The organism is Oceanobacter sp. ABM4_470 (assembly GCF_056158645.1).
Window position 1 is genome coordinate 576971 of sequence record NZ_JBSWTR010000001.1, and the last position, 18764, is coordinate 595734.

Consider the following 18764-nt stretch of genomic DNA (forward strand, 5'->3'; position numbering starts at 1 on the left):
CGGTAACGCTGGCATCGCTGCAAGTGAGTGAATATGCCAAAAGATTACAGCCGTACTTCTCGCCTGGGTGAGCAAATCCAGCGTGAAGTGGCGCAAATGATTCAGTTTGAAATGAAAGACCCGCGTTTGGGTCTGGTGACCCTCAACCAGGTCAAGGTGGCCAAAGACCTGGGTTATGCCGACATCTACTTCACAGTGATGGGTGCCAAGGGCGAAACCGACGAAGAAATACGTGCCCAGACCGAATCCATTCTGAACGATGCTGCGGGTTATTTGCGTAGCAACCTCGCTCGTATCATGACCACTCGTGTCACGCCGATGCTGCGTTTCCATTACGACGAGACGCTGGATCGTGGTTATCGTATGAATAGCCTGATTCGTCAGGCCCGTGAGAAAGACGACAGCGCATTGAAAACCAATGTGACCGACGTTGATGGCCCGATTGGTGCCGACGAAGAGGAATAATCCTGCTTCGTTAGTCATCGTATTCTGCAACGGCTGACTGTTTACGCAGGCAGCCGTTTTTCGTTTTAACCTGATGAATTCCGCTAAGTTAAACCATGGCAAAACGTAAAAAAGGTCGTGACGTTCACGGCGTCGTACTCTTGAACAAGCCGCTGGGACTGTCTTCAAACCAGGCGCTGCAAACTGTGAAACGCCTGTTCAAGGCCAATAAGGCGGGTCATACCGGTGCGCTTGACCCGGAAGCCAGTGGCCTGCTGCCATTGTGTCTTGGTGAAGCCACCAAATTTTCCCAGTTGCTGTTGGAGTCTGACAAAACCTACGAAACCACTGCTTACCTGGGGGAGGTTCGTTCTACCGGCGATCGGGAAGGGGAAGTTATTCGTAGCGCTGATGTCCCTGAGCTGACGGACGAACAAGTGTTAGAGGTGCTGGAGCACTTCAAGGGTGACGTTGAGCAAGTTCCGCCAATGTTTTCGGCACTGAAGTTTGATGGCAAGCCACTGTACGAACTTGCTCGTAAGGGCATGACGGAAGAGGAGGCCAAGGCGATTGCCGAGCGCAAGCGTCGGGTGATTCAAATTCTGCGCCTCGATCTTGATGATCGCCCTTCTGATGTTGAGTTGAATCTGACGGTAAAGTGCTCAAAAGGCACCTACATTCGTACTCTGGTAGAAGACATTGGCGAACACATTGGTTGTGGCGCTCACGTCAGTCGTTTGCATCGCATCCAGACCGGGCCGTATGACGGTGCGAACATGATGACGCTGGAGCAGCTGGAGCAATTGGCCGAGCAGTGCACAGAGGGTGACTTCTCCGCTCTGGATGCGGTTTTGCAGCCGATTGAATCGGCCATTCCTGATTGGCAGGTGGTTGAGGTTCCATTGGAAGATGGTGTGAAAGTTCGCCTGGGCCAATCACTGGCTACTAGCTTGCCGGACGCTGAATCAGTACAATTATGGGCCTCAGAATCGGGCCAACGGCAGTTGCTTGGTGTCGCCAGGATCATCAAAGGACGTTTACGACCTGTCCGGTTGTTAAATATTCCATTGAATCTGGCGTCAGCATCGGCATAATCCCGAATCGGCAATTGGATCGTTAAGTTGTAGTTCCGGTTTGCCGCCCACATCCCACTGTTAATGTGCACGGTGACGATGTGACTTTTAATCCTCAGGCTTCGCCTGACGCACATTAAACTGGAGTTATAAGCATGGCATTGTCTGCTGAAAAGAAAGCTGAGATCGTAAAAGAATACCAAACCGCCGAAGGCGATACCGGTTCCCCTGAAGTTCAGGTTGCTCTGCTGACCCACAACATTGTTGGTCTGCAGTCCCACTTCAAGGCACACGGTAAGGATCACCACTCCCGTCGTGGTCTGATCCGCATGGTTAACCAGCGTCGTAAGCTGCTGGATTACCTGAAAGGTAAAGATGCAAACCGTTACCTGGAGCTGATCAAGCGCCTGGGTCTGCGTCGCTAATCTCGCTTACAGCAAAAGCCCTCCGGGGCTTTTGTTGTATCTGCAGTACATCCTGTAACACTCTCTGAAAACCTGTAGTCACTGTGGTGCCAACCCCGTAAGAACGGTGGTGCTTCTAACCATTTGTCGTTGATTCCGGCAGGCCGGAATCCTCAACTGCTTCGATTGTGCTGTGTTGGCGCATCGTTGCAGTCCTTATCAAGAGCTTATTGTGGTTGATGAAGGACTTGTTTGAGAAAAACGATCAATGCTTAGAAGTACCGGCGGTGATACAGAGTGGTATTTATCTCAATAGAATGGAAATGATATGAGCAATATCCCTGTTGCAAAGACCAAAACCTTCCAGTTTGGTAACGACACCATCACACTGGAAACCGGTCGTGTAGCCCGTCAGGCTGACGGCGCTGTCATGGCCACCATGGGCAAAACCCAGGTTCTGGCGACTGTTGTCGCTGCCAAAAGCACCAAGCCAGGTCAGGACTTCTTCCCGCTGTCCGTACACTACCAGGAGAAAATGTACTCCGTAGGTCGTATCCCGGGCGGTTACCTGAAGCGTGAAGGTCGTCCTTCCGAAAACGAAACCCTGACTTCCCGTCTGATCGACCGTCCAATCCGTCCGCTGTTCGCTGAAGGCTTCATGAACGAAGTTCAGGTGATCATCACTGTAATGTCTGCTGAAAAAGACGTTAACCCGGACGTACTGGGCATGATCGCCACTTCCGCTGCGCTGGCAGTGTCTGGCGTTCCGTTCAACGGTCCTATCGGTGGCGCACGTGTTGGCTTCATCGAAGACGAAGGCTACATCCTGAACCCAAGCATCAGCCAGATGGAAGATTCCCTGCTGGACATGATGGTTGCTGGTACCAAAGACGCCGTGCTGATGGTTGAATCCGAAGCCGACGAGCTGACCGAAGACGAAATGCTGGGTGCGGTACTGTTCGCTCACAAATCCTTCCAGGCTGCGATCACTGCCATCTCTGAATGGACTGCTGAGCTGGGTGTTGAGAAGTGGGACTGGACTGCCGAAGCCCGCAACGAAGCTCTGTACGAAGCCGTTAAAGCAGAAGCTGCTGCTGGCATCGCTGAGGCTTATACCACTTCCGAGAAAATGGCTCGTTACGCCAAGCTGGACGAAGTGAAAGCCGCTGCTGTTGCCAAACTGGCTGCCGCTGAAGGCGAAGACGGTTTCTCCGCTGACGAAATCGCTGACATGGTTGGCGAACTGAAGTACGAAGTGGTTCGTAACCGCGTTATTGAAGGCCAGCCACGTATCGACGGTCGTGACAACGACACCGTTCGTCCGCTGACCATCGAAACCGGCGTTCTGGCCAACACCCACGGTTCTGCGATCTTCACCCGTGGTGAGACCCAAGCCATCGTGGTAACCACTCTGGGCTCTGCCCGTGACGCGCAGATGATCGACTTCCTGCACGGCACCCAGGACGACCCATTCCTGTTCCACTACAACTTCCCTCCATACTCTGTAGGTGAAGCTGGCCGTCTGGGTACTCCAGGTCGTCGTGAGATTGGTCACGGTCGTTTGGCCCGTCGTGGTGTTCAGGCAATGATGCCAGAGCACGATGAGTTCCCGTACACCATCCGTGTGGTTTCCGAGATCACTGAATCCAACGGTTCTTCTTCCATGGCTTCCGTGTGTGGTGCTTCTCTGGCTCTGATGGACGCTGGTGTACCTCTGAAGGCACCGGTTGCCGGTATCGCCATGGGTCTGGTCAAAGAAGGTGAAAAGTTCGCTGTTCTGACCGACATCCTGGGTGACGAAGATCACCTGGGCGACATGGACTTCAAGGTAGCGGGTACTGACGAAGGTATTACCGCACTGCAGATGGACATCAAGATCGAAGGCATCACCGAGCAGATCATGGAGATCGCTCTGGAGAAGGCCAAGGCTGCGCGTCTGCACATCCTGAACGACATGAACAAGGTGATTGCAGAACCTCGTAAAGAGCTGTCTGAAAACGCACCTACCATGACCACCATGAAGATCGCTTCCGACAAGATCCGTGAAGTGATCGGTAAAGGCGGTGCGACCATCCGTGACATCACCGAGAAGTCTGGTGCGTCCATCGACATCAACGATGACGGCGAAATCAAGATCTTCGCAGCGGGCAAAGAAGCTTCTGATCTGGCTCGCAGCATGATCGAAGCCATCACTGCCGAGATCGAAGTGGGTACTACCTACAACGGTAAGGTTTCCAAAATCGTAGACTTCGGTGCCTTCATCACTGTACTGCCAGGCAAAGACGGCCTGCTGCACATCTCCCAGATCAGCGAAGAGCGTGTTGAAAACGTATCCGACTACCTGAAAGAAGGTCAGATGGTTAACGTACACGTAATGGACGTTGATCCTAAAGGTCGTGTGAAGCTGACCATGAAGGGTGTTGAACAGCCTGCATAATTTGCAGCTGTAGCAATGACCTCGCGGGCTCCGGCCCGCAAAAGAAAACCGCCCCTCGCAAGAGTGGCGGTTTTTTTATGGCTGCTGTTTGGTGGGGCAGGGTTGGGAGCCGGGAGTAGGGAGCAATTGTGTGAGAGAGCTTGCTCTCGATAAACAGCAAATAAACAACTGGCAGAATGTTTCCTCCCCGTTGGTTCGGGTCTATTGGCCAACAATGAAAAACAGTTTGTCGGTTACCAACATCCGCGCATCAAGATGAGCCGTTTTGGAACTGAGCGAACACAACATCACGGCCATGGATGGCCGGATAGCCCGGTTAAGGCATGGATGCCGCATCCGGGTGAGTTCGTTGTGAGCGAAGCAAAAAAACGATTAGCGAATCGGTAGCGCAAAGCGGAGGGGTTGGCCTGCCGCCGGGGAGAGAAGGTCTCCCCAAGAGGCAAAAGGCTTAGCTGTATATTTTGCCTCCTAAGGAAAAAGGCCCATCTGTAGGAGCTGGCTTGCCTGCGAAACCCGGCAGCTGCGCCAGATCAACACTCATCTATATTAATTCGGACTTTTTGATGCACGGCAAGGGTTCAGTACCAACGCGCCACTATGCTGAAATTATCACGGTTGGCGGATATCGATATGGGCCTGTTGAAGCACGAATTTACATCATCCGATCACGGCCTGGGCGAACTGCTGGTGCCGGTCGCCAGTGTTGATGCGTTGTGCGCCTTGCTGAATCGGGCAGGGCATCCAACATCGCCCAAGCAAGTGACTCATACTCTGGTTGATATCATCGCACTGGCGGGCAGCGCCTCGGCACTGCTACAAGACTTACAACGTCAGGCGACCTCTTTACCAACAGCTACCTATAGTTCTTTGCCCGATGACCAGCAACTGCATCGCCTCTCATCCATGGTGGCGGTGCGTTTTCTGCTGAACCGACTGGCACCGGCCAATCGGATCTGGCTGGTTGAAGACACTTCGCTGGGACCCGTGTTGGAGGTGTGGCAATTTTTGACTCAGAGGCCTCTGCCGGGACGCCCTCCATATACGCTGGACGTATTGGGGTGGCAGCAGTTCTTACAGTCGTTCGGTAGTGACACGTTCAGTCATTGCAGTGCTGGGCCATGGATTGCACCAGACCAGCCGAGTATCTGGTTGGTCGAGCAGGGTGCGGAATGGCAGTTTCCGGTTCTGGCGGAAAGTCAGCGGGTATGGTGGCTGGCGGCAGGCGATGCTGAACACCTGAGGCAGAAGTTAAGTGATAGTTATGTACTGCATCAAAACTGTCAGGCGGCGGATGGACAAGCCTTGGCTCATGCCGGAAAGGCACCAAAGAGCAGCCGCAAAGGCGCTGCCATTGCCATCGGTGTTGGTGATTCAAGCCAATGCAGCTCTGGTATTCAGGCGAACGACCTCGGCATGCTGGCCGTTCAATTGTTGGAAGCTGAGCTTGAAGGTACGGGCCTGTTGGAGTTACCCATACTCGGTGCTTTTGAGAAGCGAGAACTAGAACTCGCCAAGCCTGGTGCAATCGCTTCTGCACTGAACGGACTGCCCGACTGGTCGGCATTGCCACGCCGTCGTTTTCTGAACGACATGGTGACGGTGACCCGGCCTTCAACACAATGGCAGATGAGCGGTCGTGATGAGCCCGCTTCGGACTGGAAAGGCGCTTTGGATCACTACTTTGCCGATACCGCCGAGGTCAATCCGGGACTACCGGCTCAGGTGTTCAATTTGACGCACGAACTGGCGTTTCCATTGTTCAGCGAGCGTTTTCCCGCCAATTATCATGGTGCTGGCCTTGTCTTTGGTTCTGCCCCTGCCCCTGATTGTGCCTTAAAGGCTGTCTATGGAGCGGAGCTCTCGGGCAGGGTAGTGGAAAACGCCGAAGTTGCAGCCTTTAGCCGTTGCTTGGCGTCCCGCTCCGGCATCAGCTTGCTGACGTTAGAGCCGCACAGGCTGCAATGTTTACAGCCCTTGTTGGCATCGCTAACACAGCAGCTTCACTGGATTTCCCAAGCGGGAGATGTACCTTGTTGGGCCGGGATTCCAATTGTGGTGACGGCCGATGGCTGTGACACGAACATTGCCTCGTCAGACTCTCGGGTGTCGCAGTCCGCAGTGCGTTCGTTCTGGGTGCCGGATACACAAACCGTGCTGACGGCGGTCAGGCATTGTCTGGGAGAATTTGGCGCAGTTCATGTGATTCATGCGCCGTCGTACTCGTCCTCGTTTGCCTTGTCCCACGCTCAAGCCAATGAGCTAATTGAGCAGGGAGCCGTGTGTTTGCGTGGCAACTGTGCCAGTCAGGTTCAAGTGGTTGCATGCGGAGCCAAGGCACTGATGCAGGCTCAGGTTGTGTGTGACCACTTACATGCGCGTAAGATGGCGTTTTCCCTGGTGTATCTGGCAGAGCCTGACGCCTACTCGGACTGGAATAACAGACCATCAAGCGACGATGCCCTGGCCGGTTATTTTCCGCCGCAGGTGTCGCATCGATTGCTGCTGACGGAAGTGTTGCCATCAAGCGGCGGGTTCACTCAGGCCACCGCAAAGTCGCAGACGACTGTGATTTCGGTAACTGATAACACTAACGCCCGTACAGATCAGATGGCCTCTGGTTCTGATATGTCCGGGTACTCTGCTGCTATCGATCGCTGGCTGTCTGAGCTATTTGTCTGACGTCAGAACAGTGTCTGATCTTTAAGATCAACAGCAGCGTTTATCAGTGTTTGGCGCTCTGCGGCGGGTTTTCGGTATGATGATTGTTATGCCAAATAACCCGCCTGTTACCATGCCTGAATCTCCAATCAGCCCTGCTGCTTCAGAAGCCAACGCAACCGTTGAGCTACCGCCGTTTTACTATCTCGATAACTTCGATGCTCTGCTGCGGGATGTGATTGCCCGCTATCGGGATTTACTGACGGATAACGAAGACCGCATTCTGACTGCGCTGCAATCGCTGCCGGATCAGGCTCGTGCTTTATTCGTGCGAATGCACAGCCGCAAGGGCAGTGTGTTCCGGCTGTCGAAACTGCGCTACGCCGAGCTGGGTGACAGTGATGAGTTGGTGATTCAATTGGTCGAAGCTGAATTGGTTCAACGCACAACGGCAGACTCGTTGGCAGTGACAGACTGGCTGGGGCTGTTCAGCAAGCCAGAGCTGTTGGCCTGGCTGTCTGAGCAGGTGGCGCTGCCTAAAGGCTGTAAGCAGTGGAAACGCGTAGCGCTGGATGGCTGGATTGAAGAGGCGCTGCTGTCCGGTGATATTCTGCAGCAACCTGAAGAATCATTAGCGGTTTTGCTATCCGCTGTAGAGCAAGCCATGGCTCTCTGCCAGTTGCTCTATTTTGGCAACTTGCGTCAAAGCTTGACCGAGTTCGTACTGCGAGATCTGGGCGTATACCGTTATCCCAAAGTGGATATCGACGGAGCAGCCAGGGCGTTTCAGAGTCGGGCGCAAATCGAGCGTCACCTTGGCTACTACCAGTTGATGCCTGAAGATCCGGATGCTTTGAAGTCGATGCCCGCAGAGTCGCTTCTGACTTTGGCTGAAGCCTATCCCCTTGATGCTTTGGACGCGGTGCTTACCCGTCGGGTGGACCGTCAGTTATTGAACATTGCCCGTCAGCTGGAGCGACTCAACGAAACCGATGCCGCCTTGTCTATCTACCGTCAGGTACGGCGTCACCCGTCGCTGGAGCGTCAGATTCGTATTCTGGCCAAACAACAACCTGATCAAGCGATGGCGCTGGCGGAGTCTGGCTGGCAATCGCCGGTTAACGAGGAAGAGCAGCGCTTTTTGGAAAGCTTTGTGCCTCGTTTGGCCAAGCAAATGAAGCAGGCTGTGCCGCCCTGGTATTCACCGCCTAGTCAGTGGCAAGAGCAGAAAACGACCCTGCCCGAAGACGCTTTGCAGCAGTTGGCGGAGGGCGCTTCGATTGAAGCAGTGGCTTTGCGCCTGCTTCAAGATGAACAAAAGAGTCTGGCTGATGGGCATGAGGGCACAGGTTTTTACGTTGAAAATGCGCTGTTTTCGTCGCTGTTTGGTTTGCTGTTCTGGGAGGCTGTTTATGCACCGGTTCCCGGGGCTTTCTATCACCCGTTTCAGGTTCGGCCGGACGACCTGTACGACGAGTCATTTGTTGCCAGCCGACAGGACATCATTCAGCGGATACTGGGCTCGATCAAAAGCGGCGATTGGAAGCATGCTCTGGCCGAGGTAACAGCCGCTCATGCCGGAACCGCCAACCCGTTTGTGTATTGGGGCTTTCTACAGTCTGCCGCTGAAAGTGGCTGTTTGGCGCTGGCACTGGAACGGATTTCAGATGACCACTGGTACGCTATTTTTGAACGCATGTTAGGGGATTTACGCCGTCGTAAAACCGGTTTGCCAGATCTGATCTGGTTTGATGGCGAGGGTGGGTTTGAGTTGATCGAAATAAAAGGGCCGGGAGATACCTTGCAGGCCAATCAAAAAAGCTGGTTGGGCTTTTTCGAGCAGCAAGGTATACCGGCCAAGGTTTGGTATCTCACACGCTGAAGCGCAAAGTTACCGTCTTGCTGAACCACGGAGGGGAAATGTGGTTCAGCAAAATTTCAGGGCTGCTACTGCTTCATCGAGCCGGTTTCTTCATAACGCTGGTGCCAGCTCAGTGCTTCGTTCAGCAAATGAGGCGTGTGCATGCCACGACCACTGGCTTCGGCGCGATCCAGATAGTCCTGCAGCATTGGCCGGTATTGTGGGTCAGCGCAGTGGTTGATGATCTTTTCTGCCCGTTGGCGGGGTGACAGACCACGCAGGTCGGCCAAGCCGTGCTCGGTCACAATCACTTTGACGTCGTGCTCGGTGTGGTCAACGTGCGACACCATTGGCACGATCGACGAGATAGCACCACCTTTGGCGGTGGATGGCGACACAAAGATCGACAGATAACCATTACGAGCGAAATCACCCGAGCCGCCGATGCCGTTCATCATCCGGGTACCCATCAAATGGGTGGAGTTCACGTTGCCGTAAATATCGGCTTCCAGCAGGCCGTTCATGGCAATCACCCCCAAGCGGCGGATCAGCTCCGGGTGATTACTGATGTCTTGCTGGCGCAGGATGATCTTGTTGCGGTAGAAGTCGATGTTGGCTTCAAAGTCTTCCATGCCATCCGGGCTAAGGGAAAACGAGGTCGCAGAAGCCACTGCGAGAGTGCCGGACTTGAGCATTTTCAGCATACCGTCCTGAATCACCTCGGTGAACGCGGTCAGGTTCTTGAACGGTCCGGCGTTCAGCCCTTCCAGCACGGCATTGGGAATGTTGCCGACTCCGGATTGAATCGGCAGCATGGTGCGCGGCAGTCGACCAATTTCGATCTCTTCGTGGAGGAAGTTGATGATATGATCGGCGATGCGCTTTGACACATTATCCGGCGCTTTAAACGGGCTGTTACGGTCACCAGCGTTGGTTTCGACCACCGCAATCACCTTGTCGAGCGGGCAGTGCAGGTACTGCTCGCCAATACGCTCGGATGGGTCGGTAATCATAATCGGCTTGCGATGCGGCGGCAGTGCGGTGCCGTAATACACATCGTGCATGCCTTCCAGCTTGGCCGGTTGCTTGTGGTTCACCTCGATGATGATTTTATCGGCCTGCTCAATCCAGGTTTTGTTGTTGCCAACCGATGACGAAGGCACCAGACGACCGTCTTCCAGAATGGCCGTGGCTTCGATCACGGCGATGTCCATCTTGCCCAAAAAACCCGACCAGGCGTATTGCGAAACTTCCGACAAATGCAGGTCGGTGTATTCCATCTCGCCTTTATTGATTTTGTCGCGGCAAATCGGGTCTGTCTGGAACGGCAAGCGCATGTTAATGCCGTCGACCTTGGCCAGCTCGCCATCCAGTTCTGGCGCGGTGGACGCACCGGTCCAGATATTGATGCGGAATTTGTCGCCGCCCTGTTGGTTCAGTCGGCCGATACGGCTGGCCAGTGCAGCCGGGATGGCTTTGGGGTAACCGGCACCGGTAAAGCCACTCATGCCGACGGTGGCACCGGCGGGAATTAACTCGGCGGCCTCGGCGGCGGTCATCATTCGGGATTGCAGCTGTTGGCAAGCCATGCGTTGAGTATCGGCCATGGGAATCTCTCTGTTCGACACACGCCAGCCCGCGTTGAAAGAGTGACTGGCTTGTTTTGTTAATTATTTGTGGCAAATCGAGACTGATGGTACGGGTTGTTGTACGAAATGTATGGTAGGAAAGGGACGACCTTGGTCTAACGAAACAGGTTGTGGTTGTTTTTGGAACAATGGTGTCGGATGGCGCAAGCTTATCCGACCTACGGCAAGCTGCCGATGTTTATGTTTATCGAGAGCAAGCTCTCTCCCACAATATTGGCCAGACCCCAGACCCCAGACCCCAGACCCCAGACCCCAGACCCCAGACCCCAGACCCCAGACCCCAGACAAACAAAAGCCGCGAGCGGTTTCCCGATCGCGGCTTTGGTGGTGCGGTTTACCAGCGCCTATACGTTGCTGTTATTTGTCCGCCAGGGCCTGGTTTACGACGGCCAATACGGCGTTCATGCTGGCGCTGAGGGTATCAGCATCTTCGGCAGCACCAGTGTAGCGCTTGCCGTTGATGTTGGCCTGGATGAAGGCCATGGCACCGGCGTCGGAGCCTTCGCTGGTGGCTTGTTCGTCGAACTGTACCACTTGCACGTTTACACCCATGGCGCGCAGTACCGCGTCGGTGAAGGCGCTGATGGCGCCGTTACCGTGGCCGTCCATATTGATGATGTTGGCACCATCGTTAATCGCCGCTCGTACGGTGTGCTGGTGGCCCTGACCTTCCAGCGAGTAGCTGTCGAGCTGCAATTCGCCGTGGCTGGTCATGAAATGCTTGCGGAACACTTTGACGATGTCGTCGGTGCTCAATTCGCCTTCTTTTTGCTCGGCCAATTTCTGTACCGGCTGGGCAAATTCAATTTGTACCCAACGTGGCAAGGTAACGCCGAGTTCGTTTTCCAACAGGTAGGACGCGCCACCTTTGCCCGACTGGCTGTTAACCCGAATCACGGACTGGTAGTTACGACCGATGTCTGCCGGGTTGATTGGCAAGTAAGCCACGTCCCAATGCTCGTCGTCAGACTGCTTGGCCAAACACTTGCGAATGGCGTCCTGGTGGCTGCCAGAAAACGCGGTGTAAACCAGTTCGCCCAACCATGGGTGACGCGGGTGCGTCTTGATGTTGGTGCAGGCTTCCACGGTGCTGATGATGTCGTCAGCGATGGAGATATCCAATTCCGGATCGATACCCTGGCTGTACAGGTTCATCGCCATGGTGCAGATGTCCATGTTGCCAGTACGTTCACCGTTACCCAACAAGGTGCCTTCGATACGGTCGGCACCGGCCAGCAGGGCCATTTCTGCCGCCGCTACACCACAACCACGGTCGTTGTGGGTGTGAATGCTGACGGTGATGCTTTCGCGGTTGTTAACGTTGTCGCAGAACCATTCAATCTGGTCGGCGAAGACATTCGGCATGGCCGATTCAACCGTGGCTGGCAAGTTGATGATGGCTTTCTTGTCCGGCGTTGGCTGCCAGGTGTCGATCACGGCGTTGCAGATGTCTACTGCAAAGTCGACCTCAGTGCTGGAGAAGCTTTCCGGTGAGTACTGGAACGTCCATTCGGTGTTCGGGTAGTCACGGGACACTTGCAACACTTTTTCAGCGCCCTGACGAGCGATGTCGATGATGCCTTGCTTGTCGAGGCCGAATACCTTGTTGCGCTGCACCGGAGAGGTGGAGTTATAAACGTGTACCACGGCGCGACGAACGCCGTCGAGGGACTCGTAAGTACGTTCAATCAATTCGCTGCGTGCCTGAACCAGAACCTGAATGGTGACATCGTCGGGAATCTGGTTTTCTTCAATCAACCAGCGGACGAAGTCGAAGTCCGGTTGGGAGGCGGCCGGGAAGCCAACTTCAATTTCCTTGAAGCCCATGTTCAGCAGCAGGTTCCACATTGCCTTTTTCTGCTCGACCGTCATTGGGTCGATCAGTGCCTGGTTACCGTCCCGCAGGTCGACAGAGCACCAGATTGGCGCTTGCTGGATCTGCTGGTCTGGCCAACGACGATCACGCTTGTTGATCACCGGAAAGCGACGGTACTTGGCTGGCTGAAAGCCGGCATTGGAATATTTACTGTTGGACATGGTTCTGTTCTTCCGCAATAGGTTCGGTTTGCTTCGATGGTGATAATACTAGCCACAAACGACGGGTGAATGATTGTGAAGTTGCCCCGGATTGTCGGGCTGTTAAGTGTTTTATTGCCATAAATGTAAGATTTATAGAATTAAATTGCTCTTCGGCGTTTTTGCGTGGCAAGCTGTGTGTTGAACCTCGCTTGAGAGAGCCGAAATATGTCTGACCACAGCCGCCAGCAACCCGTTCAATTGGATCGCACCGATCGACGTATCCTGGACTTATTGCAGCGCGACGGATCGCTGTCGAATCTGGAATTGGCAGACCGTGTGGGGCTGTCGCCGTCGCCCTGTTCGCGGCGGGTCAAAGCCTTGCAGGACAGCGGTCTGATCGAAGGCTACCGCGCTCATGTAAACGCCCGCCAACTGGGGCTTAACCTGTTGGCGATGATTCACATCAGCATGGATAAGCACACGCCAGAGCGCTTTGAAGCTTTCGAGCGCACGGTGAATGGTTGCCCGGAAGTGTTGGAGTGCTACCTGATTACCGGCCAGCAGGCCGACTATATGTTGAAAGTGATTGTGCGGGATATGGAAGACTTTCAGCAGTTATTACTGGGTACTATTACTCGTATTGAAGGGGTGTCGGGTGTGCATTCCAGCTTTGTTATGCGCCGTATTGTTGACCGCAGTGCGTTGCCGCTAGGGACCCCCTGAATAACTCTGCACAGCTCTGCGCGTGTCCTGCAGGTTGTCAGAACAAGGCGGCGAATGAAGCGTAATGGCTGGCCCTTTCCAAATTCGCCAACACCGTTCTGGCGGCCTGCAGGCCGCGCCCGACGGGGATGACAGGGCATTGCTGACTCTGTGTCGCTGATTTTTGACGTGACCCGTCAGGCCTGCAAATCAGCTTCGTGATTCAGCTTCGCCTTGTCATCCAGAGCGGGCACCGAGTTATTCAGAGGGTCCCTAGGACCCCCCTGAACAAGACGGCTTGCTTTTAATATCCCGACATCCCCTAATTTCACTGCAAGCCCGGAATGGCTGACTATACTCAGGTGAAGTTTCCTGTTCGGGTCCCAGCCATTGTGAGTTCGCAGTCTCCGACCATTCAAAGCAAGTTGACGCTTTATGTCCTGCTATTCAGCGTTGTGTTTGGCGTGCTATTCAGCGCCATACAGTTGCGGCTGGATTATCAACAGGGGCAGGAGAAGTTTCACTCTGACCTGAACAATGTGCTCCATCATCAATCCGGTCAGCTGTCGTTGGCCCTGCAGCAGTACCACAGCGAAGCCATTCAGGCGGTTTTTGAAGGCATCATGCTGAACGAGAGCATCGTTGCGGTAGAAGTGGAAGACGAGCTGTCTGGCTATATCCAGCACCGCGGCATGCCCTCTGAAGAATTGCTGCAGCCGCCCGATTACATTGGCGCTTATGAAACAGGGCTGATGGGCACCACCTACACCAGCGACGGCCTGGAAAAAATTGGCACCTTGCGAGTATGGGTCGACAAGCGACTGGCTCAGCGCGATTTCCACAGTCGTGCGGCGGTTATTTCTGCCATTGAAGTGGCCAGGGCCGTGGTACTGGCTCTGGTACTGGTATTTGTATTGCGACTGCGTCTGGTATCGCCACTGCGTAACCTGACGGAAAAAATCCGCGGTCTGAATCCGGAAAACTCCCTTACAACCACACTCGAAGACCACAGTAACCTGCGCGAGCTGGAAGACCTGGTTGCCAAAATCAACAGCTTGCTGGCGTCGATCGAAATTGAAATGCAGCGTCGCCGACAGGCTGAAAAGCGGGCTCGTTATCTGAACGACAAGCTGGAAGAGAAAGTCCGCGCTCGCACCAAGGAGCTGAAAGACAGCAACAGCCAGCTGCAAACCAGTATTGATGAGCTACAACGCACGCAACAACTGTTACTGCAAGCCCAGCGCATGGCCTCGCTGGGGCATTTGGCAGCGGGCATTGCTCATGAGATCAATAACCCGGTTGCGGTGGTTTACAGCAACATTGCCACTCTGAGTGAATACACCACCGAACTGATTGAGCTGGCCGACCAGTTCCAGCTGATTGAAAACACCATCACCGACGAAGCCATACGGCAGTCGCTGTCGACCATGCGGAAAGCCATCGACCTGGACTTCGTGCGTGAAGATGCCCCTGATTTGGTCAAAGCGTCGCAATCCAGCCTGGAGCGGGTGCGCAATATTGTTGCTGAACTGAAAACCTTTGCCATTCAGGAAGGGCAGGCCAAGCGCACTGCGGATCTGTTCGAGCTGATGCAGCAGGCGGTCACGGAACTGAAACTGGAAGAGGACGACCGGATTCGGCTGGATATCAATATGTCCGGCATTCCCAAGGTCGACTGTGTCACCGGTCAGATCCGTCTGGCATTCCGCCATATTCTGGATAACGCCCGTGATGCCATCCCGGCCGAGGGGCGTATAGAAATTGCGGCGGCGCAACTCGACGACAAGGTGCAAGTGGTGGTGAAGGATTCCGGTGAGGGAATGGACGCTGAAGTTCTTGCGTGTGCCATCAACCCATTCTACACCAACAAGGAAATTGGCAAGGGCACAGGCCTTGGTCTGACCGTCGCTTTTAACGTGATGATGAATCACGGCGGTTCGCTCGACATCAGCAGTGTGCTGGGGTCTGGAACGACCATTACCTTTACCATACCGATCGTTGGCTAATAGAAGCTCCGCCTGCAACGTGATTGCCGATAGCGGGCTTTTGTTATAGCGTTGGCGGCCTGAAAACGAGGTCAGCTATGAGCAAGAAAAACAGTGGTGGACTGGTCTATTCCACCGAATTCGGACGCGCCTGTCCGGAATGCAACAACCCCATCGACGACTGTGTATGTGGCCAGCCCGAGGCTCCTCAGGGAGACGGCATTGTGCGTGTTTCCCGCGAGAGTAAAGGCCGTGGCGGCAAGGTTGTGACCCTGGTAACTGGCATCCCTTTGGTCGGTGCCGAGCTGAAAACCCTGGCCAAGGAATTGAAGAAAAAGTGCGGCACGGGCGGTGCCTTGAAAGACGGCGTGGTTGAAATTCAGGGCGAGCAGCGAGACTTGCTGGTGGCTGAACTGACCAAGCGCGGTTTTACCGTGAAAAAGTCTGGCGGATAACAGTCAGTGCCAAACGATTTGACCAACCCCATGTTGGGGCAGCAGGTAGAAACCGACCAGCAAGCCATGGAGCTGGCCTTGCAACTGGCCCAGCAGGCGGCGGAAGCCGGTGAAGTGCCAGTAGGTGCCGTAGTGGTGTATGAACAGCGGGTCGTCGGGACCGGTTGCAATGGCCCCATTACCCGGCTGGACCCAAGTGCCCATGCGGAAATGCTGGCGATACGGGAAGCCGCGCAAACCTTGCGTAATTACCGCCTCAGTGGCTGTACTTTGTACGTCACGCTGGAGCCATGCACCATGTGTTTTGGTGCCATCATTCATGGCCGTGTTGAACGACTGGTGTATGGTGCGACAGAGCCAAAAGCTGGTGTGATCGAAAGTGCGATCGAACTGCCCAAACAACCCTATTTCAACCACACGCTGGTCATCGAAAAGGGCGTCCTGGCAGAGCAGTGCGGAGCGGTATTGTCTGAGTTTTTTGCCGCCCGACGAGCGGCAAAGAAGCGCCTCAAGCAGGCAGTGCCGCCAGCTGATTCTTGATTACAGGTTCTTCAGAAGGACTGGCGAATTAACTGCGCTTACAGCAGTGGCGGGATGACCGTCATGGATTGGGATAGCTGAACTTCCGACTCCGTGCTTTGCTCGGCCACGGCTGTTGCCTGTTCTTCATTCCACACCAATACGTCGTAGTAGCGGCGGATGTTCTGAACATAGTCGACGGCTTCGTGGCCACGAGCATAACCGTGACGGGTGTTCTTGTGATAACGGCGCTGGCTCAGCAATGGCAGACTGTCTTTCACATCGCGCCACAGGTTCGGATTGCCGCCCATTTCGTACGTCAGACGGCGAGCATCCTGCAAGTGACCATAGCCAACGTTGTAGGCCGCCAGTGACATCCAGGTGCGATCCGGTTCGGCAACCTGGCTGCCCAGTCGACGACGCAGGCCAGCCAGATATTCACTGCCACCACGGATGCTTTGTTCGGCATCCAGACGGTCGCTGACACCCAGATCACTGGCGGTACCCAGTGTCAGCATCATCAAACCACGCACACCGGTAAAGCTGGTGGCGGTTGGATTCCAGTGGCTTTCCTGATAGCCCATGGCCGCCAGCAGACGCCAGTCAAAGCTGTGCTTTTCGGCGGCACTTTGGAAATACGGTTTGTAGTTGTCCAGCTTGCGGCTGGTTTGACGCAAGAAGCGCTTGGCACCAACGTAATCGAGCTCACCAAGATGGCCGTAATAGCGTTCATTCAAATTCGCCAGCTGCTGTCGGGTACGACGCTCGCTGAAAAACTGGTTGGTCTGCTCCAGCAATGACTGGTCGGCCGACATTGGCAGGGCCCATGCCTGGGATTCTTCATGGCTCAGGGTGATGCCTGTGCCAACGTTGGGGAAGTAGGCTTGCAGCAGACGGAATTCGTTGGAGTCGACCAGGGTGAAGTCGATTTCACCGGTTTCGACCATGTGCAGCAGGTCGGTGACGTCAAGATCGGCGGACTCGCTCCAACTCAGCGAGGGCAGTTCTGTCGCCTGGGTTTGACGCAAGGTCCATGAATGACTGGAGTTGGCCGTCACAATCATCATCTTGCCCGGCAGTTCGCTCAGTTCCCGGGGCTTGCGGGTACCGCGCTTGTAAACCACGACCTCACTGACGGTTTGATACGGCGTTGCGTAGCGGAACCAGCGCTGGCGTTCGTCGGTCTGGGTCAGGCCAGCAGCGGCGATATCTGCTTCGCCAGTTTCTAACTGCTGATAGATTTCACCAATGGAATCGGCCACGTTAAGGCGTAATTCAACGCCCAGATAGTCGGCGAACGACTGCGCCAACTCGTATTCGTAGCCGGTTTTACCACCGCGATCTTCAAAGTAGGTGGTTGGGCTGTTGCGGGTTACCACCGTGATGTAACCGCGCATTTTTACGGTTTCCAACTTCGATGGCCGTACACTGGCGGTGACGGTTGCCAGGCAGGCAATGATCGTCGCGAGCAGTGTCAGCAGTTTGACTGACTTACGCAGCATGTTGTCACTCCTCCGTGTACGTGTGACTAACGACCGTATGGTCGTTTTCAGTAATTATAGATGAATCAACGGGTTATTGATTCTTTTGTCTATTTTAAGAAGCCTGCCGACGTTACTCAACGGTAGCGGCATTGCAATTCTGAATGACGTTAAAAGCCGCAGCGTATTGCCCGGCAGCGCGTCCAGACCGCCTGTGAGAGGGCCGGGCAGTGGTTGCCGGTGCTAGGGTCAGTTTAGCTGGAACTCATTCAAAGTTCGGTTCTGTTCAGCTCAGTCGGTAGTAAAAAACGACTTTGCCGTACACTATGGGTGTGTAAACCCAGAGGTCATGCGGCTTCCGTTCCTGATTGTCTTTTTGTATCGATGGCGTAAAAAAAGATGACACGTGCCAGCGTACAAATCGGCCGAGCGGCTCCCTGCTCAGGCGGCGCGGAATATGACGGAAAAGTTTCGTCTGGTCAATTATTGAACGGGTGGCGACTATTCAACAAACTGTTTCCTTGCTCATTCTGCGATCCTGTTCCCATCACTTTAATGTGAAGGGGACATCTATTTAATCCTGCACGGCTCTCGGCTCGGGCTTCCTGCTTCGCCCTACCTCCTGCATCCATGCAGTCGTGCGCGAGTGTTGCCGTTGTTCAGTGCAAGGCGACGAATGCAGCGAAATGACGAACTTGTCCGGTCGAGTCTTTTCAAATTCGTCAACACAGCACTGGGCGGCGGCAACCCGCGCCCTGCGGGGGCTGCCGGATGATCTCGACTCTGTGTCGCCGACTTTTGACTTGACCCGTCAGGCCTGCAAGGCGGCTTCGTGATTCGAAACCATCCGGTAGTCCAGAGTGAGCACTGGATTAGATAGATGTCCCCTAGAGTCTACGTTGATGGCCGATCTTGGCCATTCACCTTTTGTATGGTTTTTAGCCAGTTACTGGCTCGGGTCTATGGTGAGAACCTGACCGAATGGTCATCGTGCATGTTGCTTAAACTGTCGTGAAAATGCAGCAAAACACCAGCAACCGACCAAAAAGAACGCCTTTCGCCTGCCGGTCCTCGGTG

General features: G+C 54.5%; 13 protein-coding genes. 10 read left to right on the forward strand and 3 right to left on the reverse strand.

Annotated elements, in window-relative coordinates:
• Nucleotides 1-33: 33 nt before the first annotated feature.
• The 6 genes from rbfA (at nucleotide 34) to ACXADJ_RS02565 (ending at nucleotide 8898) form a co-directional block, all read left to right on the forward strand.
• Nucleotides 34-465 carry a 30S ribosome-binding factor RbfA gene (gene rbfA, locus ACXADJ_RS02540; protein WP_475062701.1) on the forward strand — a complete coding sequence of 144 codons (432 nt, stop codon included), beginning with the start codon at nucleotides 34-36 and terminating at the stop codon, nucleotides 463-465.
• 95 nt (nucleotides 466-560) lie between these two features.
• A complete protein-coding gene (gene truB, locus ACXADJ_RS02545; protein ID WP_475062704.1) occupies nucleotides 561-1538 on the forward strand; it encodes a tRNA pseudouridine(55) synthase TruB in 978 nt (325 codons plus the stop codon).
• A 134-nt stretch (nucleotides 1539-1672) separates the two neighbouring features.
• Complete coding sequence (gene rpsO, locus ACXADJ_RS02550; protein WP_028294569.1) at nucleotides 1673-1942, forward strand: 30S ribosomal protein S15; 270 nt, start codon at nucleotides 1673-1675, stop codon at nucleotides 1940-1942.
• A gap of 307 nt (nucleotides 1943-2249) precedes the next feature.
• Entirely contained in the window at nucleotides 2250-4358 is a 2109-nt protein-coding gene (gene pnp / locus ACXADJ_RS02555; RefSeq protein WP_475062709.1) for a polyribonucleotide nucleotidyltransferase, read from the forward strand.
• A gap of 597 nt (nucleotides 4359-4955) precedes the next feature.
• The gene (locus tag ACXADJ_RS02560; protein ID WP_475062712.1) at nucleotides 4956-7037 is read left to right on the forward strand and encodes a hypothetical protein; all 2082 of its coding nucleotides are present in this window, start codon (nucleotides 4956-4958) and stop codon (nucleotides 7035-7037) included.
• A gap of 76 nt (nucleotides 7038-7113) precedes the next feature.
• Nucleotides 7114-8898, forward strand: a complete 1785-nt coding sequence (locus ACXADJ_RS02565) for a VRR-NUC domain-containing protein (protein WP_475062715.1) — start codon at nucleotides 7114-7116, stop codon at nucleotides 8896-8898.
• A 65-nt stretch (nucleotides 8899-8963) separates the two neighbouring features.
• Here the strand turns inward: ACXADJ_RS02565 and ACXADJ_RS02570 are convergent, their stop codons facing one another.
• Both ACXADJ_RS02570 and ACXADJ_RS02575 read right to left on the reverse strand, forming a co-directional pair.
• On the reverse strand, nucleotides 8964-10484 hold the full coding sequence (locus ACXADJ_RS02570; RefSeq protein WP_475062719.1) for an acetyl-CoA hydrolase/transferase family protein: 1521 nt from the start codon (nucleotides 10482-10484) through the stop codon (nucleotides 8964-8966).
• A gap of 399 nt (nucleotides 10485-10883) precedes the next feature.
• Entirely contained in the window at nucleotides 10884-12563 is a 1680-nt protein-coding gene (locus ACXADJ_RS02575; protein ID WP_475062721.1) for a 2-isopropylmalate synthase, read from the reverse strand.
• 207 nt (nucleotides 12564-12770) lie between these two features.
• Between ACXADJ_RS02575 and ACXADJ_RS02580 the strand changes: the two genes are divergently transcribed.
• From ACXADJ_RS02580 to tadA, 4 genes are all read left to right on the forward strand, one after another.
• The gene (locus tag ACXADJ_RS02580) at nucleotides 12771-13268 is read left to right on the forward strand and encodes an Lrp/AsnC family transcriptional regulator (RefSeq protein ID WP_475062723.1); all 498 of its coding nucleotides are present in this window, start codon (nucleotides 12771-12773) and stop codon (nucleotides 13266-13268) included.
• A 323-nt stretch (nucleotides 13269-13591) separates the two neighbouring features.
• The gene (locus tag ACXADJ_RS02585; RefSeq protein ID WP_475062725.1) at nucleotides 13592-15253 is read left to right on the forward strand and encodes a sensor histidine kinase; all 1662 of its coding nucleotides are present in this window, start codon (nucleotides 13592-13594) and stop codon (nucleotides 15251-15253) included.
• A gap of 77 nt (nucleotides 15254-15330) precedes the next feature.
• Nucleotides 15331-15687: a translation initiation factor Sui1 gene (locus tag ACXADJ_RS02590; protein ID WP_475062727.1), complete on the forward strand. Its 357-nt coding sequence runs from the start codon at nucleotides 15331-15333 to the stop codon at nucleotides 15685-15687.
• Between the two features lie 6 nt (nucleotides 15688-15693).
• Nucleotides 15694-16227: a tRNA adenosine(34) deaminase TadA gene (tadA, locus tag ACXADJ_RS02595; RefSeq protein ID WP_475062729.1), complete on the forward strand. Its 534-nt coding sequence runs from the start codon at nucleotides 15694-15696 to the stop codon at nucleotides 16225-16227.
• Nucleotides 16228-16265: 38 nt separating this feature from the next.
• Here the strand turns inward: tadA and mltF are convergent, their stop codons facing one another.
• A complete protein-coding gene (mltF, locus tag ACXADJ_RS02600; protein WP_475062732.1) occupies nucleotides 16266-17708 on the reverse strand; it encodes a membrane-bound lytic murein transglycosylase MltF in 1443 nt (480 codons plus the stop codon).
• Nucleotides 17709-18764: the final 1056 nt, after the last annotated feature.

Bases quoted from the DNA above. Each gene is read 5' to 3' on its own strand.
- ACXADJ_RS02580 (WP_475062723.1), top strand. From the start codon at position 12,771: ATGTCTGACCACAGCCGCCAGCAACCCGTTCAATTGGATCGCACCGAT.
- ACXADJ_RS02575 (WP_475062721.1), bottom strand. From the start codon at position 12,563: ATGTCCAACAGTAAATATTCCAATGCCGGCTTTCAGCCAGCCAAGTAC.
- mltF (WP_475062732.1), bottom strand. From the start codon at position 17,708: ATGCTGCGTAAGTCAGTCAAACTGCTGACACTGCTCGCGACGATCATT.
- ACXADJ_RS02570 (WP_475062719.1), bottom strand. From the start codon at position 10,484: ATGGCCGATACTCAACGCATGGCTTGCCAACAGCTGCAATCCCGAATG.
- pnp (WP_475062709.1), top strand. From the start codon at position 2,250: ATGAGCAATATCCCTGTTGCAAAGACCAAAACCTTCCAGTTTGGTAAC.
- ACXADJ_RS02590 (WP_475062727.1), top strand. From the start codon at position 15,331: ATGAGCAAGAAAAACAGTGGTGGACTGGTCTATTCCACCGAATTCGGA.
- ACXADJ_RS02585 (WP_475062725.1), top strand. From the start codon at position 13,592: ATGGCTGACTATACTCAGGTGAAGTTTCCTGTTCGGGTCCCAGCCATT.
- truB (WP_475062704.1), top strand. From the start codon at position 561: ATGGCAAAACGTAAAAAAGGTCGTGACGTTCACGGCGTCGTACTCTTG.
- ACXADJ_RS02565 (WP_475062715.1), top strand. From the start codon at position 7,114: ATGATGATTGTTATGCCAAATAACCCGCCTGTTACCATGCCTGAATCT.
- rpsO (WP_028294569.1), top strand. From the start codon at position 1,673: ATGGCATTGTCTGCTGAAAAGAAAGCTGAGATCGTAAAAGAATACCAA.
- rbfA (WP_475062701.1), top strand. From the start codon at position 34: ATGCCAAAAGATTACAGCCGTACTTCTCGCCTGGGTGAGCAAATCCAG.
- ACXADJ_RS02560 (WP_475062712.1), top strand. From the start codon at position 4,956: ATGCTGAAATTATCACGGTTGGCGGATATCGATATGGGCCTGTTGAAG.